Source organism: Zhihengliuella salsuginis (assembly GCF_014651715.1).
Lineage (GTDB): Bacteria > Actinomycetota > Actinomycetes > Actinomycetales > Micrococcaceae > Zhihengliuella > Zhihengliuella salsuginis.
Genome location: NZ_BMXK01000012.1, coordinates 20763 through 45078, shown reverse-complemented (window position 1 = coordinate 45078; position 24316 = coordinate 20763). Strand labels below are relative to the sequence as shown.

19 protein-coding genes are annotated in these 24316 nt (G+C 68.4%); 3 read left to right on the top strand and 16 right to left on the bottom strand.

The genetic code is table 11. From position 1 onward, the window contains the following. Positions 1-170: 170 nt before the first annotated feature. From IE069_RS13400 to coaD, 12 genes are all read right to left on the bottom strand, one after another. Complete coding sequence (locus tag IE069_RS13400; RefSeq protein WP_189351073.1) at positions 171-1547, bottom strand: glycosyltransferase family 4 protein; 1377 nt, start codon at positions 1545-1547, stop codon at positions 171-173. 149 nt (positions 1548-1696) lie between these two features. After that, positions 1697-3925: a glycosyltransferase gene (locus tag IE069_RS13395; RefSeq protein WP_189351072.1), complete on the bottom strand. Its 2229-nt coding sequence runs from the start codon at positions 3923-3925 to the stop codon at positions 1697-1699. Beyond that, positions 3922-4695 carry a hypothetical protein gene (locus IE069_RS13390; protein ID WP_189351071.1) on the bottom strand — a complete coding sequence of 258 codons (774 nt, stop codon included), beginning with the start codon at positions 4693-4695 and terminating at the stop codon, positions 3922-3924. Before IE069_RS13390 ends, IE069_RS13395 begins: the two co-directional genes overlap by 4 nt. A gap of 142 nt (positions 4696-4837) precedes the next feature. Further along, entirely contained in the window at positions 4838-6433 is a 1596-nt protein-coding gene (locus IE069_RS13385) for a glycosyltransferase (RefSeq protein ID WP_229791160.1), read from the bottom strand. Positions 6434-6627: 194 nt separating this feature from the next. After that, positions 6628-7836: a glycosyltransferase family 4 protein gene (locus IE069_RS13380; protein ID WP_189351069.1), complete on the bottom strand. Its 1209-nt coding sequence runs from the start codon at positions 7834-7836 to the stop codon at positions 6628-6630. A gap of 5 nt (positions 7837-7841) precedes the next feature. After that, positions 7842-8978 (bottom strand): LCP family protein, encoded by a 1137-nt coding sequence (locus IE069_RS13375; protein WP_189351068.1) that lies wholly within the window; start codon positions 8976-8978, stop codon positions 7842-7844. Positions 8979-9093: 115 nt separating this feature from the next. Further along, positions 9094-10074 (bottom strand): bifunctional DNA-formamidopyrimidine glycosylase/DNA-(apurinic or apyrimidinic site) lyase, encoded by a 981-nt coding sequence (mutM, locus tag IE069_RS13370; RefSeq protein ID WP_189351067.1) that lies wholly within the window; start codon positions 10072-10074, stop codon positions 9094-9096. A 9-nt stretch (positions 10075-10083) separates the two neighbouring features. Continuing rightward, the gene (gene rnc / locus IE069_RS13365) at positions 10084-10785 is read right to left on the bottom strand and encodes a ribonuclease III (RefSeq protein WP_189351066.1); all 702 of its coding nucleotides are present in this window, start codon (positions 10783-10785) and stop codon (positions 10084-10086) included. Positions 10786-10794: 9 nt separating this feature from the next. Further along, positions 10795-10998 (bottom strand): 50S ribosomal protein L32, encoded by a 204-nt coding sequence (rpmF, locus tag IE069_RS13360; RefSeq protein WP_013348816.1) that lies wholly within the window; start codon positions 10996-10998, stop codon positions 10795-10797. 2 nt (positions 10999-11000) lie between these two features. Further along, on the bottom strand, positions 11001-11561 hold the full coding sequence (locus IE069_RS13355) for a YceD family protein (protein ID WP_189351065.1): 561 nt from the start codon (positions 11559-11561) through the stop codon (positions 11001-11003). 206 nt (positions 11562-11767) lie between these two features. Continuing rightward, on the bottom strand, positions 11768-12664 hold the full coding sequence (gene galU, locus IE069_RS13350; RefSeq protein WP_189351064.1) for a UTP--glucose-1-phosphate uridylyltransferase GalU: 897 nt from the start codon (positions 12662-12664) through the stop codon (positions 11768-11770). 69 nt (positions 12665-12733) lie between these two features. Further along, the gene (gene coaD, locus IE069_RS13345) at positions 12734-13207 is read right to left on the bottom strand and encodes a pantetheine-phosphate adenylyltransferase (RefSeq protein ID WP_189351063.1); all 474 of its coding nucleotides are present in this window, start codon (positions 13205-13207) and stop codon (positions 12734-12736) included. A 226-nt stretch (positions 13208-13433) separates the two neighbouring features. On the opposite strand from coaD, the gene IE069_RS13340 reads away from it, so the two are divergent. Beyond that, positions 13434-14672 carry an aminotransferase class I/II-fold pyridoxal phosphate-dependent enzyme gene (locus IE069_RS13340; RefSeq protein ID WP_189351062.1) on the top strand — a complete coding sequence of 413 codons (1239 nt, stop codon included), beginning with the start codon at positions 13434-13436 and terminating at the stop codon, positions 14670-14672. Then, complete coding sequence (locus IE069_RS13335) at positions 14669-15448, top strand: spermidine synthase (protein ID WP_189351061.1); 780 nt, start codon at positions 14669-14671, stop codon at positions 15446-15448. The genes IE069_RS13340 and IE069_RS13335 overlap by 4 nt, the downstream gene beginning before the upstream one ends. On the opposite strand, the gene rsmD is transcribed toward IE069_RS13335, so the two are convergent. The 3 genes from rsmD to IE069_RS13320 are packed head-to-tail and all read right to left on the bottom strand — an operon-like array spanning position 15445 to position 19221. Continuing rightward, entirely contained in the window at positions 15445-16011 is a 567-nt protein-coding gene (rsmD, locus tag IE069_RS13330) for a 16S rRNA (guanine(966)-N(2))-methyltransferase RsmD (protein WP_189351060.1), read from the bottom strand. The two genes, IE069_RS13335 and rsmD, sit on opposite strands and share 4 nt — an antisense overlap. Before the next feature lie 41 nt (positions 16012-16052). Continuing rightward, complete coding sequence (locus IE069_RS13325; RefSeq protein WP_229791159.1) at positions 16053-18236, bottom strand: ATP-dependent DNA helicase RecG; 2184 nt, start codon at positions 18234-18236, stop codon at positions 16053-16055. 4 nt (positions 18237-18240) lie between these two features. After that, on the bottom strand, positions 18241-19221 hold the full coding sequence (locus IE069_RS13320; protein ID WP_229791158.1) for a DAK2 domain-containing protein: 981 nt from the start codon (positions 19219-19221) through the stop codon (positions 18241-18243). A gap of 238 nt (positions 19222-19459) precedes the next feature. On the opposite strand from IE069_RS13320, the gene IE069_RS13315 reads away from it, so the two are divergent. Next, complete coding sequence (locus IE069_RS13315; protein ID WP_189351059.1) at positions 19460-19786, top strand: hypothetical protein; 327 nt, start codon at positions 19460-19462, stop codon at positions 19784-19786. Positions 19787-19809: 23 nt separating this feature from the next. Here IE069_RS13315 and IE069_RS13310 read toward each other — a convergent pair whose 3' ends face one another. Then, positions 19810-24276, bottom strand: a complete 4467-nt coding sequence (locus IE069_RS13310) for a glycosyltransferase (RefSeq protein ID WP_189351058.1) — start codon at positions 24274-24276, stop codon at positions 19810-19812. Positions 24277-24316 lie beyond the last annotated feature (40 nt).

Here is a 24316-nt window from a genome sequence, read left to right as displayed (position 1 = left end):
CTTCACGTTGAAAAACCGGGCCTAGAATCGCATCCGCTCTGCGCCCGGGCGCGTTGCGCGCGTCGATCTCCACCAGACTAGCACCGGGCAAGGCACTGGCTCCGGCACGACAAACGCGCGGTGCAGAATCACATTCGGCGTCAGCTGATCCGGTGCGAAGGGCCTCGCGACTACTGTTCTCCCAGACCCATCAAGAGGAGTTCACGGGCGATGGTCTGCGCCGGCAGGCTACGGTTCTGCACGTTCTCGGCGGCCCGCTGAGAACGTCGCAAGTACTCCTCGGCATCGTCGAAAAGTTCAATGACTCCTGCGGCCATCGCTTCTGCATCCTCCGCTGGGGCAAGCACCGATTCCGTGCCGTCGACGAACTCCGGGATTGCCGCGACGGCGTTGGTGACCGGTACGCACGCGCAGGCCATCGCTTCGTCACGGGAGACTCCTTGCGTGTCCAGCCGGGACGGAACCAGAGCGATGCCGTGGGCGCGGTACAGGTTTGACACCTCCTGCTGAGATGCAAAGCGCTCTTCAATTCCCACGTTGGCGTCCTCGCCGAACCGGTCTGTGAACTCGGACATGCACGGCCCTTCGCCGATGATGGAAATCTGGAGACGATCCCAATAGGGGGTCGCCCGCAGGAGTTCTAGAGCCCGGGCAGCCAAATCGGCGCCGTAGTTGGGCCGGCTCGCAGAGCGCACCCAGACGATCCGGAAGCGGTCGTCTGCCATCCGCTGCTGCCTGCCGGTGCCGGGATAGAAGAGCCTGTCATCGATGACGTTGTTGATGACGCTCGTGCGCCCGGCCGGGAAGACTACGTGCATATCCTGCTGACAGGCCCGCCGCCACCAGTCGGAGACGAAGATGTAGCCCGCAGGTCCGTCGTCGGCTTCGAGAACGTGGCGCCAGAACCATTGGCGTCTCGCGGTGGCAGCGACTTGTTTCGGCAACGCAGGATCGTCGAGCCCGATGTTGCAGAGTGTGCGCACCCAATGCCGTGCCTCGAATCCGTGGACGTAGACGTACCAGTCGAGTTGTTTCCGGTAGTCCCCCACCGCTGCCCAGATCTGATCGTTGAGGAAGTGGGTGCTGGCGCTGGAATAGGTTCGTCGCAACCCACCGGGCCCCTCCTTGGTCCGGCGGTCTCCGCCGGCCTCCCGCACGCCGCCGTGGTCCACCAGAGCCAAGAAGGCTCGCAGGAGAGGACTGCTGCCGGAGAGGACGCGGACGCCGTCGTACTCGTAGATTCGCTGTGCAACCCGTGGACCCGTCACGACGACGTCGACAGTGACACCGGCCTGCTGGTAGAGCTTCACGCGACGGTGGACGAACCCGTTGCCGTACTCGGCGCCGGGACGCGGGTAGTTGTGCACGATCACCAGGTGGCGAGGGCCGTCTTGCTGGGCACGATGCTGTCCGAGGAGATACTCGGCGGCCAGTTCCCGCTGGGATTCATCACTCTCGGCGACGGCGGGACCGTCCCAAGGCCGGGCAGTCTGGCGGGAGCGCAGAAATTCGTTGTCGACCGTCAGCGCAGTGACCGCCTGCTCCATGGTGAGCGTGCTCGGCAGCTGACGGCGCCAGTCCGTCCCGCTTGCTCCCGTCGTGGTCGCAGTCCCCGTTGTTGCTTCAGAGTTACGCTCCCCGTCGGCACAGGCTCTGGACAGGAACCGGCGGATGAGGGCCGGTAGCGAGGTCCTCATCACCGTTGGAGCAGCAATCCGAGCCAGAGGCGGTTCACGGAGAGTTCGTCGAATCCGTCGGCGACGCGGCGTGCCCGCTCGACAAGTTCGGCGCGTCGCGTCGGGTCGGAATCGGTCCGCAGGATGAAGTCCGCTGCTGCGGCCGTGTCGGGGACGACGAAGTCGCTCCCGAAGATCCCCTCCACGCCCGGACGCTCCCACAGCACCGGCAGGCCTCCGCTCGCCATGCCCTCGGCCGGTGCCAGATGGAAACTCTCGGTCGTGCTCGGCGAGAGGACCCAGCCGATCTTGGACAGCCAGTTCCCCATGTCCGCCCCGAACGGCTCGAAGGCGACGGCGCCGGCGATATCGCTCCGGCCCAGCCGGGCGAACCAGTCCAGGTAGGCCTCGCGCTGCTCGGTCTTGCGCCACTCGTGCGGGTACTCCCACGGCAGCTTGCCCCGGATGTGCAACGTGTAGCGGTCGTCCCGCTCACGCAGGAGGCGGAGCGTGTCGAACGCGCGGTCCAAACGCTTGCGGAGCGGCACGATACCCACGAGTCCGAGCCGGAATTCGGCGCCCTCGGATTTGGTCCGGGCCAAGTCGGCAACACTGACGGCATTCGGGACCACTGTGACCTGCTCGGACGGGACCTCGAGCTGCTCCATCAGCAACTCCTTGTACAGCTGCGAAACGGCCACGAACTGATCCACGCGCGTCGTGTCCAGGTCCTCCAACCAGCGGCCGCGGAGCTCGAACATGTGCATGCGGACCACCAGACGCTGGCCGTCGCTCTTGTGCCGGGCATACCAGACGGCGTTCGGCCCGGCCCATTCGCACATGACGACGTCGGCCCACTCCAGGAGGCTGCGGGACGCGGACTCGTCGTGGTGGTGCAGGCTCGTCCACCGGTCGAAACGCACCTCGATGTCCGGGTGCGAGGTCAACAGGTCGATCAGTTCTCCGGCGAACTTGAGGTCGTGCCCGGCGACGAGGACACGTCGCGGCAGCCGCCCGCCACTCGAGCCCGGCGGCTGCGGGGCGACGTCCGGCAGGACGCGGTCCAGATAGCCGCGCAGGACGTCGGCCCGGGCGGCGATGCGGTAGGGGGCTGCAAGCCCGCGAACCCGTTCGGACAGCTCGGCGAGCTGGGACCGCGCGGCGACGATGGTCCTGGCGATATCCGCCGGAGTGTCGTGAACGGCGTCGACGAAGAGCGGGTAATCGGCGCCGAGCAGCTCCTCGTGCAAGGACGTGCGGTTGAGCAGCGGTGGAACGCCCAGGGCGCAGCTCTCGAGGACCTTGGTGGAGAGCTCCACGCTGAGGTCGAGAGCGGGCGAGCGCCAGCCGAGCGAAATGTCGGCGGCCCGGGTGAGGGCTGTCGCGCCGGCACGGTCGTGCGCTCCGGCCCAGTCGACGCCGGTGCGGGGAGTCTCCATGACCTCGCGCATCCGGTGGGGCCATTCGGGCTCCTCCGCGGACCGCTGCACCTTGTCGCCGACCATCGTCAGCCGCGCATCGTGACCGAGAGCCCTGAGCTCGTCGACGATCTCGGGCATGAGGTCGGTGCGCCAGTCGCGGGCGAACTTGCCCGTGTAGACCAGGTTGATGGAGCTGTCGCCGGCCACTCCGTCGGCGTGTTCGTGACTGCCTTCGACGCCACCGGGGCCACCAGCGCGGCCGAGAGCATCGGGAATCATCGGCGTGAGCTCAACGGTCCGGCCGGCCGCAGCCGGAATGGTGGCCTCGAGCACGGCGCGGGCCTGCGGGGTCTGCGCCAGAACCAGACGGCTGGCCTCGGCGATTCCGCCGAGGGTGGCCCGCCGTTCGGCGTCCATCGACTCGGCCGGATAGGAGAATTCGGTGACGTAGGACCACAGGCGGCCGGTGAACGCGTCGCGTTCGGCGAGTTCGGCGCACATGTGGATGCCGCGGACGAAGACGACGTCGTACGGCGCACGCTCGTCCAGTTCCTCCAGCACGTCCGCGGCTTCGGCGCAGCTCATCGTCTGGTGTCCAGCGCGGACCCTGGCCGGGAGGACCGCGACGCCGGGCAGATTGCGCAGAACGCCCGAGAGCAGGTCGCGGTTCTCGGACGCCTTGAGCTGGACGTCCACGCTGACGCCGGCTGCCGCCCACGCCTCCGCCATGGACGTCAGCCACACGGCCGATCCGTCCAAGACGTTGAGGTCGACGTCGCCGTACAACAGGACGCGGGGCTTCTCGGAGGTTCGGCTCTGCTGGTTCATACGGTGATTCCCATGATGTTGCGGACGATGTCGAGGATTCCGCGCGGCGCGTCTCCCGGGTCCTCTGTGGGGTGTTCTGCCTGCTGGGGGCCTTCGATCAGGTCGACCCGTCCATCCTGACGCAGGGCCGTGCCGCCGGGTGTGAACCGTCCGGCCCCACGGGCGACGACCCAGACGGTGGCGCCGTGGCTGCGGGCGCGGTCGATGGCCGCGTGGACTTCGGAGAACAGGCCCGTGCCGGCGGCCGTGAGCCCGCCGGCCCAGAGCCCGGTGAACCCCTCCAGGTCGATCAGGAGGACTTCGGCGCTCGCCTCCCCCGCGGTGGCCGCCGCGGTCCCGGGAGCCAGCGGCACGACGTCGTACCCGGCGTCCGCCAGCGCGTCGGAAAGATCGGGGCCGAGGACTCCCGCGATGCGGCGCCGCCCAGTGGGCCGGAGTGGTCCGGCCGTGCGCAGTGCGGAGACGAGGCGCTCAGCGCGGTCGGGGTCCTCGCCGCCGGCCCCTGCGGCGCGTCCCGAGCGTGCGACGGCATTGGCGGGCCGGGCGTCGACGGCCAGCCCGAGAGGATCAGCGGGGCGGGCGGCGCTGCGGCCACGGGAGCGTGCCACACCCCGCCCGATGGGCAGCGCCGCCTTGAGGCGGCGCTGCACGGGGCCGGGCAGGGTCTTTGCGCCGCGGCGCAGCACCCGCTTGATTTCTTTGCGCTGCTCCGGCGAGAGCTTCCGCCGGACGATCCCGGCTGACTTGCCCAAATATCGACGCAGGTTCATGCGCGTGGTGTTCTCCTCTGAATCGGCAGGTCCTGAGCCGGCTGAGCTGTCATTGCCTGTCATAGTCTAGTTCGCCCCGAGGCGAGACCCGTGGAAGGGCGGGAATCGCCGCAAGTGGGCCTCGTGACTGAAGCGGGAATTCTCACCGCAACACGTCGCGGTAGACCCGGTCATATCTTGCCGCGTTGGCCGCCCAGGTCCGCTCCTCGAGGACCCACTCCCGGCCTCGCTGCCCGAGCCCGTCCCTGAGCACGGGATCTGCCAGGAGTCTGCCCACCTTCGAGGCCAGATCGTCCACGGAGCCCGGCTCGAACAACAGGCCCGTCTCCCCGTCGTGGACGAGTTCCTCCAGAGCCGGCAGGCGCGTCGCGACCACCGGCCTGGCACTGGCCGATGCCTCGACGGATTTCAACGGCGTCACGCTCCGGGTCACCGAGAGGTCCTTGCGCGGCACGGCGAACACAGACAACGCCCGGTGGTAGAGGTGTGCATCGGCGCGGGAGACGCGACCCGCGAAGTGGGTGCGGTCCTCGATCCCCAGCCGTGCGGCGAGCTGCTTCAGCCCGGGCAGTGCAGCGCCGTCGCCGGCGATCAGCAGACGTGCGTCGGGGTGGTCTGCGGCGACCATGGCGAAGGCCTCGAGGAGGTCGTCGAGTCCCTCGTAGCTGACAATGCTGCTGACGGTGCCGACATAGGTGGCCTGGGGGTCGAGGCCGAGCTGCCGGATCGCCTCCATTCGATCCACCGGTTCCAGGAGGAAAGACTCCCCGACAGCGTTGGGGCACACCGAGATCTGCGACTCGTCGACACCCCGGGAGACGAGCTCAGACTGCATGACCCGGCCCAGCGTCACGACGGCCGACGCGTCCTTGGCCGCCTGGGCCTCGCGGTCCCTGAACAGGCGGTACTTCTCCGAGTCGTAGGCGTCCGGTCCCCGGGTCGAGGCCCACGTGTCGGCGAGCTGACCGCGGACCTCGTACACCCAGGGCAGGCCGAACGCGCGGGCCACGGCGCGGACGACGACGGCGTTGAAGAAGTCAGTGGTCGTGTGGAGGACCGCCGGCTTGGCTTCGCGGACCACGTCGGCCAGGGCCTCGGCGTAGAGCTGGAGCCGGCCGTCCAGCTCCTCCGGAATCCGTCCTGGCAGCAGCCGCCGGTAGAGGACGCCGTCGACGACATCGCTGCTGCCGGCCATCGGCCTGCCGACCAGAACCGGCCACCCCAGGCGCGTGACCGCCGAAACACTCCAGCCGAGATCGCGTTCGGCCGTCAGGATCGAATGGGATCTCTGCGCGTAGCCGGATCCTGTGTGCGGCAGCGAGTTGGTCAGTACGTGCAGGACGCTGCCCGCACGCGTCCCACCCGCGGTCGACGTCTGGGGAAGCACCGGTTCCCAACCATCGAAAACCCTCTTCTCCGCTGCGTACCGGGCGCGCAGTCTCCGTCCTCGACGGCCGGCGGTGGCAAGCGCGGCGATCGCTTCGCTCATATCGCCCTGCTGCCAGTGCAGGCGCGCGCGGGTCACCGCGCGCGCCTGCGAATCCGGTGCCAGATCCAGCAGCTCCCGAGCAATATCGAACGCACCGATGCCGACGGCGACATCCGCGAGGCGCACGGCCCGCACCGATGCCGAGCCCCTCGCGGGACCTCCGTCGCGGATCTCCGAAACTGCCCGGAGCAGGTCCTCGTGGACCTCTCGGTCGCGGCCCTGCACGGTGCGCGCGATGCCGCCGACCACCGAGTCATGTCGGATGAACCCCTTGGCGATGAGTCCGGCGGCAGGCTGTACCAGTCCGGCAGGCAGTCGGCGCGAGATCTGCAGGACAAGTCCGGCGGGGTCGTCTCCGAGGTGTTGCCGCGCAGTCGAAGCGGCGAGTCTCAGGTTGAGTGCTCGTTGCGACACAACGTGACGCCCTTCCAGGGTGGACTTCATCAATCGGCCTTCCGCTTCGAAACGGTCTCCGCTACGAGGTCCGCGAAGTCCGCGCCGAGGTGGGCCAGGTTGCGGTGCTCCGCCACCCAGGCACGGCCCCGGTCTCCGACCTGGAGCCGTTCCGGGTGCTGGTGCAGGCCTCGCCAGAGCTCGGCGACGGCCTCGGGGTCCGCAGGAACGACGTCGGCCCCGCCGGCCTCGGTGAGGACGTCCGCCGCTTCCCCACGGACGACCGCTGTGATGTGCTTGCCGACGGCGAGCAGTTCGTAGGTCTTCGAGGGGATCGTCCACTCGAAGCTCGGCCAGTCGTCCCGCAGGGAGACCACGGTGGTGTCCGCCCAGTCGTACTGGGCCAGAGTCTGGTCGTCGTGGGTCGCGTCCAGGAACTCGACCCGGGATCCCGTCCCGGCGGCGTAGTCCTGCAGGTGCTGCTTCTGGGTCCCCGTGCCGACCAGCCGCAGGTGGACGCCGTCGCCGCAGCGGCGGGCCGCGTCGATCAGGACCTCGAGTCCCTGGCTCTCCCCGTGGTTGCCGAGATACAGGACCCGCAGCGGACGCTCCGGCGACGCGGAGGACGGCTCCGCAAGCCGGGGCATCCGATTCCGGAGCACGCCGTTGGGCACGACCGCGACCCGCCGGGCCCCGCGTGCCCGGAGCAGATCGGCGAACCCGTTGGTGACCGAGACCACAGCCTCCGCCCGCCGTTGGACGAACGAGACGATCGTCTCCATGACACCCGGCTCCGGCGATGTCACGACGTTGGCGTCCCGGGCGAGGTCGGGCCAGGCATCGCGCATGTCGACGACGAGGGGACGGCGCCAGATCCGCGAAACGGCGTACCCGGCAGCGATGTTCGGCAGGGCCGGCACGGTGACGATCACGACGTCGGGCCGTCCCGCGAGCAGCGACCGCGGAACGGCCAGCACCGAACTCGCGAGGTTGGACACGAGCTTGCTGAGCCTGGATTCGGTGTGCCGCGCCAGCGGGACCCGCAGGATCCGTTCGCCGTGGCGTCCGGTTTCCCGGTGCAGGACGCGGCCGTAGGCGCCGGGTCGTACGTGCGTGGGCGTCCGCTCGGGGTGGGCCGCCGGTACGACGACGTCCACGTCCCATCCACGCGCGCGGAAGGCCGAGACGAACGCGTTCCAACGACGCTGCGGGGCGGTGACCTCGGGGTCGTAGGAATGCGTCAGGAGCAGAACTTTCACGTCCTCTACTCTCCCACGCCGGTGCCGTCTCCTGCGGGAGCCTCGCTCCCGGGGGTGCTGGGGGCCTCCGTGCCGCTCGTTCCACCGGTGATCGGATTCCCGTAGGCGTTCGTCCAGTCCCCGTCCTCGAGGAAGCCGCGCAGGTCGTCGGACAGCAGCGCCTCCCTGAGGGCCGTCATCGCCTCGGGGTCCTGGGTGATGATCTCCGCGCCGCCGACCTGGTCTGGCGGGCCCGTCGGGATGGTGAAGAAGTGGACGTCATCCGTTCGGACGTCCTTGACCGTGCTGATGAGACCGACCATGGTGGCCGAGTCCAGGGTGTCGTCCACGGTGAGGTATTCGGAGAATTTGTCGACGATGTCGTAGATGCGCACCGGGTTGGAGAGCGTCTCCGTGTTGAGGAACTGGCGCATGACGGCCTTGATGAAGAGCTGCTGGTTCGCCACGCGCTGGAAGTCGCCCTCGAGGAAGGCTTTGCGTTCGCGCACGAAGCGGAGCGCGTCGTTGCCCTCGAGATGGATGTCGCCCTTCTCGAAGCAGGTCGGCCGGGCGTGACCTGTGCAGAACTCGTTGGGGTTGTCGACCGTGACACCGCCGAGGGCCTCCGTCAGGGCGCTGAAGCCCTCGAAGTCGACGGAGACGACGTTGTCGATCGGCGCGCCGATGAGCTCCTCCATGGTTTCGACCACCAGCGGGTAGCCGCCCAGGTTCAGCGCCGCGTTGACCTTGCGCTGGCCGTGTCCGGGAATCTCGACGTAGAGGTCGCGGACCATCGACATGATGTAGACGTCCTCGCGGTCTTCGGGGATGTGCACGATCATCATCGTGTCCGACCGCAGCCCGTCCTCGCCCTTCACCGCGGCCAGATCGTTGCCGTCACCGCGTGAGTCGGAGCCGAGTAGCAGGATGTTCCGCGGCCCTTCGAGCTCCTTCTCGTCGACCGGTCGAGTGCCGAGGCCGGCGTCGATCGTCTGCGTCTTGGACGAGAACGTGCTCATCAGGCTGACAACGTATCCGCCCGCGCCCAGCACCAGCACCAGGACGACGGCGAGGCTGACGAAGAGCGCCGTCCGCCCGCGGCGGCGCCGGGGCACGGCCTGGTGGCGCGGCGTGTATTTCGCCGGCAGGTCGGGGCGTGGCACGCGCAAGACTCCTAGATGTCGAAGGACGTCGGCGCGGGAGAGAAGGGCGCACGGCACAAGCCGTCGCTGGTTCCCCCTGCCAGCAGTCACCGATTGAAAAGCGAACCGTTCTACTCTAGACCTTTTTGCTGTGAGAACTCTGCAGGCGCGGGCGGCGCTGGCAGTGCGGGCAGCGGTACGAGGAACGGCCCATGAAGGGCTCGCGGACCATCGCCCGCTGGCACCGGCGACAGGGCTGCCCCTCCCGGCCGTAAGCCTGGAGCGATCGGGCGAAGTAGCCGCTCTCGCCGTTCACGTTCACGTAGAGCGCGTCGAACGACGTGCCGCCCTCGTCCAGGGCCCGCTGCATGACCTCGATCAGCGCCTCCAGCAGGGCCTCGCTCTGCGGCCTGCGCAGGCCCGCCGCCGGCTTGTCGTAGTGGAGTCGGGCCTCCCAGAGGGCCTCGTCCGCGTAGATGTTTCCGACCCCGGAGACGACCCCCTGGTCGAGGATGACGCGCTTGATGCCGGTCGTCCGGCCCCGTCCGCTGGGGAGCCGGGTCAGCGCGCCGTGGAAGCCCCCCGCAGTCCAGAGGGGGTCGAGCACGTCCCGCGCGATGTGGGAGGCGGGCGCCGGAAGCAGGGGCAGCGGCGCGCCGTCGCCGCCTGGGCCGCCGTCCGCCGTGGGCACGAGGTCGGCGATGTGCATGCCGCCGAAGATCCGCTGGTCCACGAAGCGCAGCTCGTCCGGCAGGTCCGCGGGGTCCGGCTCCGGGGACGCGGCGCCCTCCCCCAGCAGCAGGCGGACTTTCAGGTGCTTCGGCTCGGCCAGGTGCGAGGACTGCATGAGCAGTTGCCCGCTCATGCCGAGATGGGCGACCAGCGCACGCCGCGGGATGTCGCCGTTCTCGGGAGCGAGGGGGAACCAGAGGAATTTGCCGCGGCGTACGGCGGCCAGGACACGGCGGCCGGTGAGCTCGGCGGTGAAGGCGGGGGCGCCGCCGTCGTGCCTGCGCAGCGAGCGGGGATCGAGGACCGTGGCATGGGAGATGCTGCGGCCGGCGAACCAGCGGGCCAGGCCGCGGCGGACGACCTCGGCTTCGGGGAGTTCCGGCATGTCAGCGGGTCACGACTGCGCGGAGGCCGCGGCGTCCGGGTTCAGCAGGTGCCAGCTGGAGGCGGCGGCTTCCTGCTCCGCCTCCTTCTTGGAGGGGCCGGTGCCGGTGCCGTAGGCGGTCCCGCCGATCGTCAGCGTTGCGACGAAGACTCGCGCGTGATCCGGACCGGAGCCCTCGACCACGTACTGGATCTGTCCCAGCTTGCGGGCCGCGGCGATCTCCTGGATCGCGGTCTTCCAATCGATCCCGGCGCCCAGGTTCTCCACCTCGTCGATGAGCGGCGCCATCAGGCGCAGGACCAAGTCCTTAGCGACGTCGATCCCCTGGCTGAGGAACGTCGCGCCGATGAGGGCCTCGGTGGTGTCGGCGAGGATGGAGGACTTGTCGGCGCCGTTGGTGAGCTTCTCCCCCTGGCCCAGGTAGACGAACTGGCCCAGCGACAACTCGCGCGCCACGCGGGCGAGGGCGCGCGTGCTCACGACGGCGGCCCGCCGCTTGGCCAGGTCGCCCTCGGGCAGGTCGGGGTACCGCGCGTACAGGTATTCGGTCACGCTGAATCCCAGCACCGAGTCGCCGAGGAATTCCAGGCGCTCGTTCGTGGGGATCCCGCCGTGCTCGTACGCGTAGGAGCGGTGTGTCAGGGCAAGACGAAGCGTCTCGGAGTCGATATCGACTCCGAGACGCTTCAACAGGTCTTCTGATGCTGGCATCAGACGTATTTAGACGTCTGCTACCTTGCGGCCCTTGTACTCAAGGAACAGCTCGGTGCCAGCAGAATCGGTCACGACCTTGGCCTGGTGCGGCAGGCTGTACGTGACGCGGCCGTTCTCAACGGTCTTGACCAGGTTCGGCGCGGTGGCCTTCCACTGGGAACGGCGTGCGCGGGTATTGGCGCGAGACATTTTCCGCTTCGGAACAGCCACGGCTAACTCTCTTCTCTCTCGACTGAATCGTTACTCTGATCCGCCTCATCGGCGGTGGTGCCGAGCAATCCGCTCAGGGCTGCCCAGCGAGGATCAAGGACCTCATGGTGGTGGTCCGGATCCTCATCAAGGCGTATCCCACATTCAGGGCAGAGGCCTTCACAGTCTTCCCGGCACACCGGCTGGAACGGCAGTGCGGTCACCACTGCGTTCCTCAGCAAGGGCTCCACGTCGACGAAGTCGTCCTGGACCACATACTGTTCTGCTTCTTCGTCTTCCGACGCCTCGGCGGCGTCGTAGTAGAAGAGCTCTTGAAAATCGGCCTCCAGCTCGTACTCGATGGGGCCGAGGCACCGACCGCATTCGCCTGTGATCTCGACGAATGCCTTTCCGGTGACGAGGACCCCCTCGTGCACGGCCTCGAAACGCAGCTCGAGATCGACATCCGATCCCTTTGCTGCGCCGATCAGGGCCACACCGAGTTCTGCCGGTGCGGCGATCGTGTCCTCCAGAGTTCTCATGCTCCCCGGGCTGCGCCCGAGGTCCTTGACCGAGAAGGTCAACGGCGAGCTGCGATCGACTCCGTGTGACGACGGGTGATCATTTCGCTTGTCGCTGATGGGAACTCCTGTAGAACATAGACCGACATTACATCGTAGCCGCTATTGGCGGTTCGCCCAAACTCGGCCGACACGGCGCGTCGGGCTGCGCCTATTCTCCCACGGCGGCACCCGACGGCGCAGGCCAGACAGGGGCTGTGCTCCGTGACCTACAGCTCTTTGGCGAATTCCTTCAGCCACGGCTTCAGGCCGGACCCCAGGTCCTCGCGGGCGCAGGCCAGTTCGACGACCGCCTTCAGGTAGCTGAGCTTGTCGCCGGTGTCGTAGCGGCGGCCGGTGAACGTGACGGCGTAGACACCGCCGCCCGGCCCCTCGTCCTGGGCCAGGGTCTCGAGGGCATCGGTGAGCTGGATCTCGCCGCCGCGGCCCGGGCCGGTCTTCTCCAGCACCTCGAACACCTTGGGCGAGAGGACGTAGCGCCCGATCACCGCAAGGTTGGAGGGAGCGTCCTCCGGCGCCGGCTTCTCGACGAGCCCGTTGACCTTCACGTAGTCCTGCCCGTCGACCGCTTCGACGTCCGCGCAGCCGTAGGAGCTGATCGCCTCGCGGTCGACCTCCATCAGTGCGACGACGGAGCCTCCGGTGGCGAGCTGCACTTCCATCATCTCCTCGAGCAGAGCCTCCTGCTCGCCGATGAGGTCGTCACCCAGCAGGACGGCGAACGGCTCGTCGCCGACGTGGCGCTTGGCGCAGAGGACCGCGTGGCCGAGGCCCTGTGGATCGATCTGGCGCACGAAGTGGATGTCGCCGAGCGCGGTGGCCTCGTTCACGAGGGCGAGCTTCGCGTCGTCGCCTTTGGCGATCAGGCTGGCCTCGAGTCCCGGCACGCGATCGAAGTGGTCTTCGAGGGCCCGCTTCGAGCGGCCCGTGATCATGAGGACGTCTTCGAGCCCTGCCCGTACCGCCTCCGCGACGACGTACTGGATGGCGGGACGGTCGACGACCGGCAGCATCTCCTTCGGCATGGCTTTCGTCGCCGGCAGGAATCGCGTTCCCAGTCCCGCTGCGGGGATGACTGCCTTGGTAATCTGTCGGGCTTGCGCCATTCTCCAGGTCCTTCCGTCGTCTACATGAATTTCGGTGCGCACCGGGTACCGCAGCCCCGGCGCGGGCTGTCAGCGCGAGGAGTTCAAGCGGCTCAACACCGCGCGCGGAACATAGTCCGCGATGTCCCCGCCCAGGGAGTGAACTTCTTTGATGAGCGTCGAGGACACGTGCGTGTACTGGTTGTCGGCCAGCAGGAACACCGTCTCCACACCGGTCAGGTGCCGGTTCATGGCCGCCATCGGCGCCTCGTACTGGTAGTCCGTCGCGTTGCGCAGCCCCTTGACGATGGCGTTGGCGCCGACTTCCCGGCAGTACTCCGCCAGCAGGCCGTCCCCCATCGGCTGCACGGTGATCCCGGCGAGCGAGGACAGGGTCTGCCGGGCGATGCCGATGCGCTCGTCTTCGTCGAAACGGTACTTTTTGGCGTAGTTGGTGGATACAGCCACGATGACCTCGTCGAAGAGCGCGGTAGCCCGCGCGATGATCTCGATGTGCCCTTTGTGAATCGGGTCGAAGGATCCCGGGCAGACAGCTCGTCTCATACTCATCGAATCTACCCGACAAGCAATGATTTCGTCTCAGCCGACACCCGGCGTGACAACCGCCCTCCGCGGCTGCCGCGCGCGTCCCCGGCCGGGCCGGGTGGCGGTCTCCGGCGCGCGCAGCATGCATCTGTTTCCTGCCGCGCCTAAGCTTCTCGAGTAGCGCGTTGCGGCCTCCGGCCGGGCGCACCCCAGCACCCGACCGTTGACTGCGAAGGATCCGACCGTGAACCACCAGCCCACCCCGCAGACAACGGCGCCGTGGCAGCGAGCCGCCACCGGTGCCAACCTTCTCGGCGCCGACGGATCCATCAAGCCGACGATCTTCGAGGAGCTCACCGCCCTCGCTCTCGAGCACGGGGCCATCAACCTGGGCCAGGGGTTTCCCGACACCGACGGTCCCGAGGAGCTCAAGCGGATCGCCGAGCGTTCCATCCGGTCCGCTTTCGGCGACGGCGGCCTCAACCAGTACGCCCCGGGCCTGGGCCTGCCCGCGCTGCGCGATTCCATCGTCGACCACCAGCGGCGGTTCTACGGCCGTGATCTGGACGCCGGGCGCAACGTCCTCGTGACCACCGGTGCCACCGAGGGGATCGCGGCCTCCATCCTCGCTCTCGTCTCCCCCGGCGACCGGGTCGTGACCCTCTCGCCCTTCTACGACTCCTATGCGGCGATGATCGGGCTGGCCGGCGGCGAACACGCCACGGTGGGGATGCGGTGGCCGGACTTCGCCCCGGCGGATGAGGAGATCGATGCCGCGATCACCGCCGGGACCCGGCTCGTGATCGTGAACACCCCGCACAATCCCACCGGCACCGCGCTCTCGCGGGGCACCCTCGAGCGCATCGTCTCCCGCGCGGCCGAGGTCGGCGCACTGATCCTCAGCGACGAGGTGTACGAGCACCTGGTCTTCGACGGCCCCCACCTGCCGGTCGCCGCCATCGAGGGCGCGGCCGAGCGCACGCTGACGCTCGGATCGGCGGGCAAGACGTTCTCCCTCACCGGGTGGAAGGTCGGCTGGGTCACGGGCCCGGCGGAGCTCATCACGGCCGTCCGTTCGGTCAAGCAGTTCCTCAGCTACTCGTCGGGCGGCCCGTTCCAGGCCGCCGTCGCACAGGGTCTCGCGTACGACGACGCCTACTTCCGCGGGCAGGCCGACCGACTCCGAGCGGGCCGGGACGTCCTGGTAGCCGCCCTCCGCTCGGCGGGCCTGACCGTGTCGGACCCGGCTGCGGGGTACTTCGCGATCGCCGACGTCTCCTCGCTCGGTTTCGAGGACGCCTCCGCCCTGGCCTACCGGCTGCCGGAGGAGCTCGGGATCGCGGCGATCCCGGTCAGCGCATTCGTCCAACCCCACGAGGCCCGCCACTACTCGTCGCTGCTGCGGTTCGCGTTCTGCAAACGCGAGGACGTGCTCCAGGAGGCCGCGGAGCGCCTGAAGCGCCTGCCGGAGCTGATGGTGTGACCCGCTCCCTCTCGATGGCGTCGGGAACCGTCGCCCGGATCCTGCCCGATCCGCTCGACCCGGACGCGGTCATCCTCGAAGTCGACGGGGCCGAGCAGTCGCACGTGCTGCTGAACCGGCAGGAGGACATCTTCTACGAGTACCTCGCCCGGGCCGCGCACGTGATCGACGCCCTGTTCGAACCCGGCCGGCCGCTCCGCTCCCTGCATCTGGGCGCCGGCGCATTGACCCTCCCGCGCCGGCTGGCCCTCACGCGGCCGGGCAGCGAGCAGTGCGTCGTCGACATCGAGCGCGAACTGGTCAGTTTCGTGCTGACCCACGTGCCGCTGCCCGCCGGTGCGCGGGTCGACTCCGTCGTCGCCGACGCGCGGGACCACGTCGAGGACCTGCTCGCGGAGGGCGGCCCACGCGAGCCCTGGGACGTCGTCGTGCTGGACATCTTCACCGGCGGCGACTCGCCGCAGCACCTGGCCAACGGCGAGTTCTACGGGCTGCTGGGCCGCCTGCTCGCAACGGACGGCCTGCTGATCGTCAACCTGGGCGACGACGAGGGCATGCACTTCGCGCGCGGCCAGCTGCGCGCCCTGCAGGGGGTCTTCGGCGACGTCCTCGCCACCGGCGCGTCGAACCTCTTCACCACCCGGTACGCCGGGAACATCATCGCCGCGGCCGCGCAGGCGCCGATCCCGGTCGCGGCGCGGGACTCCATCGCGGCAGCCGGCCCGCACCCGGCGACGACGCTGTCCGGCCCGGATCTGGACCGCTTCTCGGGCTAGGCGACCGGTTCGACGTAGTAGACGCGGGTCTCGCCGTACTTCTTCTCGGAGAGCGGCTTGAGCCCCGCGGGCCAGACCGGTTCCGGCGACCGGCTGGAGCGTTCGACCACGACGACGGCGTCGGGACGCAGGCGCGGTGCGATCGTCTCCAGCACGTGCGCGAGCTCGTTCTCGGCCATCGGGTAGGGCGGATCGACGAAGACGAGGTCCCAGTCGCCGTCGATGCTGGAGAGGACGCCGGGCGCCTTGCCCTTCACCACGCGGATCGCGTCCGGCCGGCCGAGCGACTTCGCCACCCGCCGGGCGTTGGCCTGGGATACCTTGACGGCGGCCGACGCGGCGTCGACGAGGACGGCGTGGTGGGCGCCCCGGCTCATGGCCTCCAGCCCCAGCGCGCCGCTGCCCGCGAACAGGTCCAGCACGCTGGCGCCGCTGAAGGCGTCCCAGTGCTCCAGCCGGGAGAAGACCGACTCCTTGACCCGGTCGGTGGTGGGACGGGTGCCGTCGCCTGAGACGTTGCCCAGCGACAGCCCACCCGCGGTGCCGGCGATGATGCGGCTCATGTCTTGACGTCTCCCTTCGGTGTTTCGCGCGCGCCGATCTCTCAGGCGCGTTCGAGGTACTCTTTGCTCTCCTCATCCAGGGAGGCGATGGTCTGGCGGAGGACGGGCTCGCCGGCGAGCTGCGGATCGCGGCTGACGAGCTCGAAGGCGGCCTGGCGGGCCCGTTCGATCAATGCGCGGTCCTGGACGACGCGCAGCAGGGTGAGGCTGCTGACGCCGCCGCTCTGCGCCGCTCCGAGGATATCGCCCTCTTTGCGCGTTTCGACATCGTACTCGCTCAGCTCGAGGCCGTCCGTCGTGCTCGCGACCTTCGTCAGCCGTTCCACGGACGGATGCCCCTCGGGCAGCGCGGTGACGAGCAGGCAGAGGCTCTCGTGGCTCCCCCGGCCGATCCGGCCGCGAAGCTGGTGCAGTTGGGCGATGCCGAACCGGTCGGCGTCGAGCACGATCATCAGCGTCGCGTTGGGCACGTTGACGCCGACTTCGATCACGGTCGTCGCGACCAGGAGGTCGATGTCGCCGGCCGCGAAGGCCAGCATCGCCGCCTCCTTCTCATCGCCGGGAATGCCCCCGTGGAGCTTCCCGATGCGGCACCCGGCGAGGTCCGCCTGCTGCTGCAGGTGCCCGAACGTGCTCTCGACCGAGGCCCGGGGCGGGCCGTCGCCGGGGTCGGAGGACGGCTCGTCGATCAGCGGGCACACCACGAAGACCTGACGTCCCGCGTCGATCTCCTCACGCGCCCGTTCCCAGATCCGCTGCTCCCAGCCGGGGTGGCTGTCCAGGGCGACGACGTGGGACCGGATCGGCTGCCGGCCGGCCGGCAGCTCCGTGAGCGTGGAGACCGCCAGGTCGCCGAAACTCGTCATCGCCACGGTGCGCGGGATCGGCGTCGCGGTCATGATCAGGACGTGCGGGGCCGTGGATGCGCGCTGGCGCAGGGCGTCCCGCTGCTCGACCCCGAACCGGTGCTGTTCGTCCACGACGATCATCCCCAGCTCGGCGAAGCCGACGTGCTCGGAGAGCAGCGCGTGGGTGCCGACCACGAGGTCGACCTCCCCCGAGGCCAGACCCAGCAGCACCCGCTTCTTGGTCGACTGGGTCATCGATCCGGTGAGGAGCTCGACGCGGATGGCCAGCGGGTCCGAACCCAGCGTGCCGGCGCCGCCCAGGTCGCCGAGCAGTTCGTTGATGGACCGGAAATGCTGCTCCGCCAAGACCTCGGTGGGGGCCAGGAACGCGGTCTGCGCTCCGGAATCGACGACCTGCAGCAGCGCCCGCAGCGCCACGACCGTCTTGCCCGATCCGACCTCGCCCTGGAGGAGCCGGTTCATGGGTCGGGTCGTGGCCAGCTCGGCGGAGATCACCTCTCCGTTCTCCTGCTGGCCGGAGGTGAGCGCGAACGGCAGCCGCGCGTCGAAGGCGGCCAACACACCGTCGGGGCGGCCGGGGCGCGCCGAGGCCGGTTCGGACTGGTGCGCCGCGCGTCGCGTCGCCAGGACCGTCTGGAGGAGGAACGCCTCCTCGAACTTGAAACGGTGCCGGGCACGGTAGGCGTCCTTGACCTCGTCCGGGGAATGGATGGTCCGCAGTGCGTCCCCGTAGGGCATGAGCCCCTCGGCCCGGCGCAGTTCGGCCGGCAGCGGGTCGGGCAGTGTCTCGGGCAGCCCGGCGGCCAGGATCTTGCGGATGCTCTTCCGGACGAGCTCGCTGCTCACCTTCTTCGTCGCCGGGTAGATCGGGACCGGGCGGACGTCGACGGCACCCTCGGCGGACCCGTCGTCGTCGGACAGGATCTCGAAGTCGGGGTGGCTGAGGCTGCGCTTGTCGCGGTAGACGGAGACGGTGCCGGAGACCAGCAGGCGGGTCCCCCGCTGGACCCGCTCCAGCGACCGGTTGTTGAAGAAGGACACCGTGATGACGTCCCCGGTGTCGGACGGATCGGCGGCGAGCAGGAATTCGTAGATCTTGCCGCGGCGGCTCCGCATGTAGCGGCTGCGCGCGTCGACCACGTAGCCGACGAGCGTCACGCTCTCCCCGGGCGCCGCCGTCGAAATCTCCGCGAGCGCGCCCCGTTCGGCGTATCTGCGCGGGAAATAACCCAGGAGCTGGCCGACCGTCGCGCGCCCGAGCGTCTCGGCCAGGGACAAGGCGGTCTTGGGGGCGAGGATCTGTTCGAGGGGGCTCTGGAGCATCCGCCCCGCTGCCTCCAGCTGCTCGGTGACCATGCGTTCAGGCGCAGGAGTCCGACGTGCTCAGGGCGGTGACGCTGACGTTCTCCGGCTCGCCGAAGGTCTTCAGCATCTCCAGGGTCGTCTCTTCCTCCGGGACGTGGACGTGGATGCGCCAGCGGGCCTCGTCCTCCTCGCCGCCGGGAAGTGCGCTGATGATCACGGACTCGCCCACGTCGTCGAGCCGGGCGCGCAGGAGGGCGGCATCGAGCGGGCTGAGACTCATGCTGCACATGACCTCCACCCCCTCCTCGACCGGCACTGAACGGTGCACGTGCGGGTCCTGGATACCGTAGCCGGGGAACCCGTCCAATACCTCTTCGCCGACTTCAGATCCGGCGACCGCCGCCTTCATCGCCTCGAGCACCAGCAGGAAGCCCACGGCCCCCGAGTCGACCACGCGGGCCGCCGCCAGCGAATCGATCTGCGCCTCGGACTGGACGACCGCGGTCCTCGTCGCGTCAATGGCGGCGTCCAGCCCGTGCAGCAGCGCGGCGCGGGAATGCGGCTCGGCGCTCGCCTCCGCCTCCTGCAACGCGGAGAACACCGCCCGGCTGGCTGCCGTCATCGCCGTCGGCATGGTCCCGGGAACCGGGTCCGTCAGAGCGGACCAGCTGCGGAGCTGCCCGCGATCCAGGGATTCGGCCAGCAACGTGAGGTTCAGGCGCGCCTGCCCCTGCAGGGGTTCGGCGAACCCGACGAGGAAGACCGACAGGAGTGTGCCGGAATTTCCGCGGGCGTCCTCCAGGGCCGCTTGCGCGGCCGCGGACAAGACGAGGCCGAGATCCGAGTCCGTCTCGACCGCTTGCGCCGCTTGGGAGGCGACCTTCACGGTCTCGTAGAGATTGGTTCCGGTATCGCCGTCGGGAACGGGGAAGACGTTGATCGCATCGAGGCGGTCACTGTGGTTGGCAAGAACCGTCTCGGCCTGCTTCAACCACGCTTTGGCACCGGACACGCCGGTGGCGAGTTTCTGCTGCACGTCTATCCCATTCAATTCACGATTCGCCGGCCGTCACCCTTCGCTGCCACAGGAGGGTTGGGCGTCTTCGCCTCGGCCGTCGCGGCATTCTCACCGCAGACTCTGCTCGTTCCAGCCTATCCCATGGCACCGCTGGTAGCCGGGTTGCTGACACGCGGCCGCGGTGCCGAATTCCGGCCCTGTTCTACCCGCGCGTAAGATCGGACGGGCAGGACCGTACCGACAGTAAGGGCAATTGATGGGCCGTCAGGCTTCGCAGGGCTCCAGGACCGACGCAGACGGCGTCGTCCCCGGGGCGCGCCATGCACGGCAGGAGGGCCGGTTCGCCATCCGGACGGGCTATCCGGACCCTTTCCTGCCGCCGTTCGATGCGGCCCCGCTGCTCGGCACGACGCGGCATAGCGCCGGGCCCGCGGAACCGCACGAGGACACCGGCTTCATCAAGCTGATCTCGCAGGCACCTACGGCGGACAAGATCGCGCGCAAGCGCCTCGTCGCAAGGGCGATCCTGATCATCGCGGTCGCCGCGGTCCCGCTGGTCGCCCTCGGCCTGTACCTCTCCTGAGCCGGCTTCCCGCCCCGCTGGCGCTACGGGCCGACAACCACGGCTTCCAGCTGGTCGAGGACCGCTGATTCCTCGAACCGACGACAGTACTGGCGGGCGTGCTCCGTCGCACTGGCGTAGGCCTCATCGTCGCCCACCACGGCGGCGATGGTGGCGGCCATATCGTCCGTCGTGAGGTGGAGCCAGTGCTCAGGATAGATCTGCTCCGCGCCGGGCCATGCCAAGGAGACGGGCAGCGCCCCGGAGGCGCCGCCGTCGGCCAGGGTCAGATGGAACGACTCGAAATCGCTGACCGACAGCACAATCCCGATCTTCCGGTACCACTCGGGCATGTCATCACCGTGACCGTCGAAATGGACGGCTCCGCGCAGCAGCGGGTCGTTCTGGATTCGGGACTGCTGGGCATCGTAGTAGGCCATCTCGCGTTCGCGTTTGAGCATCCACGGATAGTCCTCTGGTGTCCGGCCTTTGACGAACAACTGGTAGCGGTCGTCGTGCCTGCGCAGCTCGGCGAGCACATCCAGCGCGCGGTCGAGATGCTTCTGCATCGGAACGATGCCGACCAGTCCGAGGTTGAACCGTGCCCCGTCCGCCTTGTCCGACCCGAAGTAGGAACTGTCGACGGCGTTAGGTACGACGACGGTCGTCCCGCGGGCGTACCGGTACCGGGACGTCGCCATCTGCTCCACAAGACCGCCGACGAAGACGGTCTGGTCGATCCGTCCGAGCTGGGTGCGCTCCGGGTATGGAGTGAAAAGCTCCTGCGAGTGGAAGCGCGCCACCAGACGCTGGCCGTCCCTGCAGTTCCGGGCGTACCACTCGGCATTTCCGAGCGACCACTCGCAGAAAACGATGTCCGCCTGCTCGAGCAGCCGGTGGCTGACCTCCGGATCGTGTTTCCCGTGGTCCTCCCATTCGTCGAACAGGAGCCTGTGGCCGCGCCCGCGCAGGCGCCCGATCAGCGACCCCGCGAATTTGAGGTCGTGGCCGGCGACGAGGATCGTCTGCGACGCCGGCTGAGACACCTCGGCGGCGGCCTCCTCCGCCGACGTTCGCGTGGTCAACTCGCGGCGGAGCAGGACGACACGTTCCCCGTCGACCGGTTCTGCCCCCAGCCAGGGCCACCCCTCTTCCGCGATACCTTCCTCGATGAGCGCATGCCCGGGAGTCGACAGGTCACGCGGTCCGGCCTGGACCGTTCGGGTAGTCGAATCGCCGGTGAGGGACTTCAGCCATGCACCGCGGCAGAGGTCCTCCCCGAGGAGGTCGTCACCGAGATACGGGCCGAACCACGCCGTCAGCAGCCCTTCCGGGACCTCGGACAGGACCTGAACGCCGGCACGCACCAGCAGGTCAGCCCCGGGGCCGTCGCCGCCTGCGCAGACGACGACGGAAGGCCGGTGGGTCTGGCGCAGCACGTCCCCAGCGGTCTGCTCCGACACGTCGTCGAGAATGAGGGCGTAGTCGTCCAGACGGGGGCCCGCGACTGGGATTCCCGCCGTGCGCAGCATGAGCGCGAGCCGGTGCCCGGCCAGGTGCGCCCGGTAGACCAGCCGGTGGAGGACCCACGCGTCATGGTTCCGTCCACCTTCGTTGTTCAGCCAGTAGTTCGCGAGGAGGCCCGCCTCCCCCGGGCTCGTTGCCAAGGGCAGGTGGGGCGCGAAGAACGTCGGCACCCCCGTCCCCGATCCCGTGATGATCGGAGTTCCGCACGCCGCAAGCTCCATCACCCGTCGCGAGAACATCGTCGGCGACGTGGCGACGGAATTCACATTCACATGCACGGGGTGGGACTTGTACGCTTCCACCATCTCCGCATACGGCAACCCGCCCTGCACGAAGGGAGCGAGCGCGCCCGGGAACTGGTAGGGGCTTCCCGGATGGTTCACCTGGCGGTCGTAGATCGTCAGACCGTGCTCGCTGATCTCTCCGAGCATCCGAGCCAGCTCCTTCGAGCGGTCCGGGTAACGGTCACCGTAGTAGGAACCGCCGTAGGCGACCGAATGATCGTAGTCTCGTGCGCTCGGCGTCGGATTGTGCAGCTGCGGTTGCGCGAAGAACGGCAGTGCGGCGATCGATTTGGTATCTCTCCCGGACGCGTACCGCGGAATGCAGTCGGCATCCGTCGTGAAGACGTGGTCGAAGTGCGCTGCAGTCGGAACGTACCGGTCGATGTGGACCGGGTCCTCTTTATTCCAGAAGATCGTCCGGATCCCCCGTTCGCGACAGGTGGCGAGGAGTGAGCGCAGCGGTTCGAATTCTTCGTCGGTATAGAAGCCGACACCCCGTCGCCACTGGCCGCCGTTGCCTTCCCACGCCGATTCGACCAGCAGGGCGTCGATCCCGTCCTCATCGAGCTGCCGGCCCCAGGTGTCCCGGTCCATGGGGACCAGATCGCATTCTGCTTCGAGGCTCTTGGTCGTGAACTCGTCAGCAATGATGCCGAGGCGAATGGAGGCGAGAGGCCGCTCGCGCCCCGACTCCAGGCCGGGGCGGGACCCACCCGTTTCCACGGCCGCGAGAAGCGGAGCGTGGGCCGCGGCGACCCGGTCGGCGATGGCCTCCCACGAACGTTCGTGCACCGTCCACCACCGTGCGGCTCTGCCCAGGTCGGCTCTCAGCGATTCGTCATCCATCAACTCCGCGAGCCGTTCCGCCAGGTGCGCCGCGTTCCCGGCGTCGAACAGGAGACCCCTCTCCCCAACTGCACCGAGGAGATGCCTCAGCGGAGCGACGTCGGAGCCGACGACGGCGATGCCTGCGGCCATCGCCTCGAGGGGTTTCAAGGGTGAAACCATCTCCGTGACGACATTGCTCACACGGGGGCACGGCGCCGCATCGAAGAGGCTCAGGTATGCGGGAATGTCGCCCGAATCGACCCGTCCCGTGAACACGACCCTCGACATCAGGTCCAGCTCCCTGACCTGTCGCTTCAAGGACTCCAGGGAAGGCCCGTCACCGACCAGGAGCAGTCGGGCATCCGGATTTCGATCAGCCAACTCTGCGAAGGCATCGACGAGGAGATCGAGACCCTCGTAGGACACCATGCTGCCCGCGTAGCCGATGACGAAGTGCCCCGGTTCGATCCCGAGCCTCGCGGCGAGCGACCGGTCGCGGGAGACGGGAACGAACTTGGCAGGGTCCGCGGCATTCGGGACCAACCGGATGCGGTCCGCTGAAACACCCCGACGGATGAGTTCGTCACGCACCTCCTCCGTGATGGCCAGGACCTGGTCCGCCTCCCGGGCCACGAGCGATTCGAGGTCACGGGCGATGCCGAACTTCTCGGTCGACGTCCATGCCTCGCCCTTGGCGGCCGCCTCGGTGATCTCCCAGAGGCCACGGACTTCGTAGACGAAGGGAACACCGAGGCGGCGGGCCGCCAGCAGGGCCGGCAGCGCGGTGAGATGATTCGAGGCGCTCTGGATAAGTGCGGGCCGGTTGATCACAGCTTCGCGGACGTACGCATCCGCCGCCTGATGCAGGTATGTGTCGAGCGGGGTCCGGGCGACATTCGGCCCCGGGTTGTAGACGTATCGCACACCCTCGTGAATCCGGTTGGACCGCTTCGTCTCCAGCGAGGGGCCACTTGTCTTGCTGTCCCACGGATATCCCGGCCGGGCCGCGACGAACACGTCTTCGCCGTTGGCGGCGAGCCCGCTGACCAGCCCCGAGGTTCGGGTCGAGTATCCGTTCGAATTGAATTCGCCGGTGCTGTGGGCGCAGTACATGATGCGCCGCGCGACGGGCTGATATCCGGGTGTGCTGCTTTGCGGCGGGACGTACGGCAGACTGTCGACGAAACGCGCAAGACCGTGGACTTGATCGATAAACGAGCGATCGCGATCAGTCGGTTCATAGCCGGAGCCTTCGAATCCGTCATCGTCAGGCATCCGTGCCAGTATGTCGCGGGCTGCGAGAACGCCGCCGCGAACGAAGTAAGCCTGTCGAGCGTCGGCCAGCAGAGACTTGCACGTGACTTCAGCCGGGCCGCCGCCGGTACTGGGTGCAAAGGGAACCGAACTCGACGAGGCAGCGTGGATACCGCCGGACGGGGGGCCTGATGTCACGGACATTGGCTTTTCAGCTTGGTTGCCTGGTGCCGACCTGCCAGCACCCCGGGCCTTCGTCCAGAGCCTGGCCGCAATCGCTTGAGGGCGCGCGACGGCCTTCGAGACTTTGATCGCGGGATCGTCGCGCAGCCTCTCGTAGGCCGCCTTGAACTTTTCGACGCGTGCCGTCTGATTGTCGTACAGCTCCCGAAGCCGCTCGTTTCGGCGGGAGAGTCTCTCCAGATCCTGCTTCAGCTGCGCTTGATCGGCCTTGGATTGCTGCAGCGCACGCTCGAGGGACTGCGCACGCTTGGCCAGAGAGGCCTCGCTCGAACGCAACCGAAGGAACTCTTCGACGACCGAATCTTTGTTCTCGGTCAGGCTGTAGGCCAGCGCTCGGTCGAGAGGAGAACCGGAGTAGGACTTGTCGATACTCATGAGGCTTTCTGTCGTCGTAGATACGGATGGCGTTGAGGAG

Excerpts from the sequence above, each read along its gene's own strand:
- IE069_RS13400 (WP_189351073.1), bottom strand. The coding sequence starts at position 1,547 with ATGGAGCAGGCGGTCACTGCGCTGACGGTCGACAACGAATTTCTGCGC.
- coaD (WP_189351063.1), bottom strand. The coding sequence starts at position 13,207 with ATGAGACGAGCTGTCTGCCCGGGATCCTTCGACCCGATTCACAAAGGG.
- IE069_RS13390 (WP_189351071.1), bottom strand. The coding sequence starts at position 4,695 with ATGAACCTGCGTCGATATTTGGGCAAGTCAGCCGGGATCGTCCGGCGG.
- galU (WP_189351064.1), bottom strand. The coding sequence starts at position 12,664 with ATGGCGCAAGCCCGACAGATTACCAAGGCAGTCATCCCCGCAGCGGGA.
- rsmD (WP_189351060.1), bottom strand. The coding sequence starts at position 16,011 with ATGAGCCGCATCATCGCCGGCACCGCGGGTGGGCTGTCGCTGGGCAAC.
- IE069_RS13310 (WP_189351058.1), bottom strand. The coding sequence starts at position 24,276 with ATGAGTATCGACAAGTCCTACTCCGGTTCTCCTCTCGACCGAGCGCTG.
- IE069_RS13315 (WP_189351059.1), top strand. The coding sequence starts at position 19,460 with ATGGGCCGTCAGGCTTCGCAGGGCTCCAGGACCGACGCAGACGGCGTC.
- mutM (WP_189351067.1), bottom strand. The coding sequence starts at position 10,074 with ATGCCGGAACTCCCCGAAGCCGAGGTCGTCCGCCGCGGCCTGGCCCGC.
- IE069_RS13395 (WP_189351072.1), bottom strand. The coding sequence starts at position 3,925 with ATGAACCAGCAGAGCCGAACCTCCGAGAAGCCCCGCGTCCTGTTGTAC.
- IE069_RS13325 (WP_229791159.1), bottom strand. The coding sequence starts at position 18,236 with ATGGTCACCGAGCAGCTGGAGGCAGCGGGGCGGATGCTCCAGAGCCCC.
- rnc (WP_189351066.1), bottom strand. The coding sequence starts at position 10,785 with ATGCCAGCATCAGAAGACCTGTTGAAGCGTCTCGGAGTCGATATCGAC.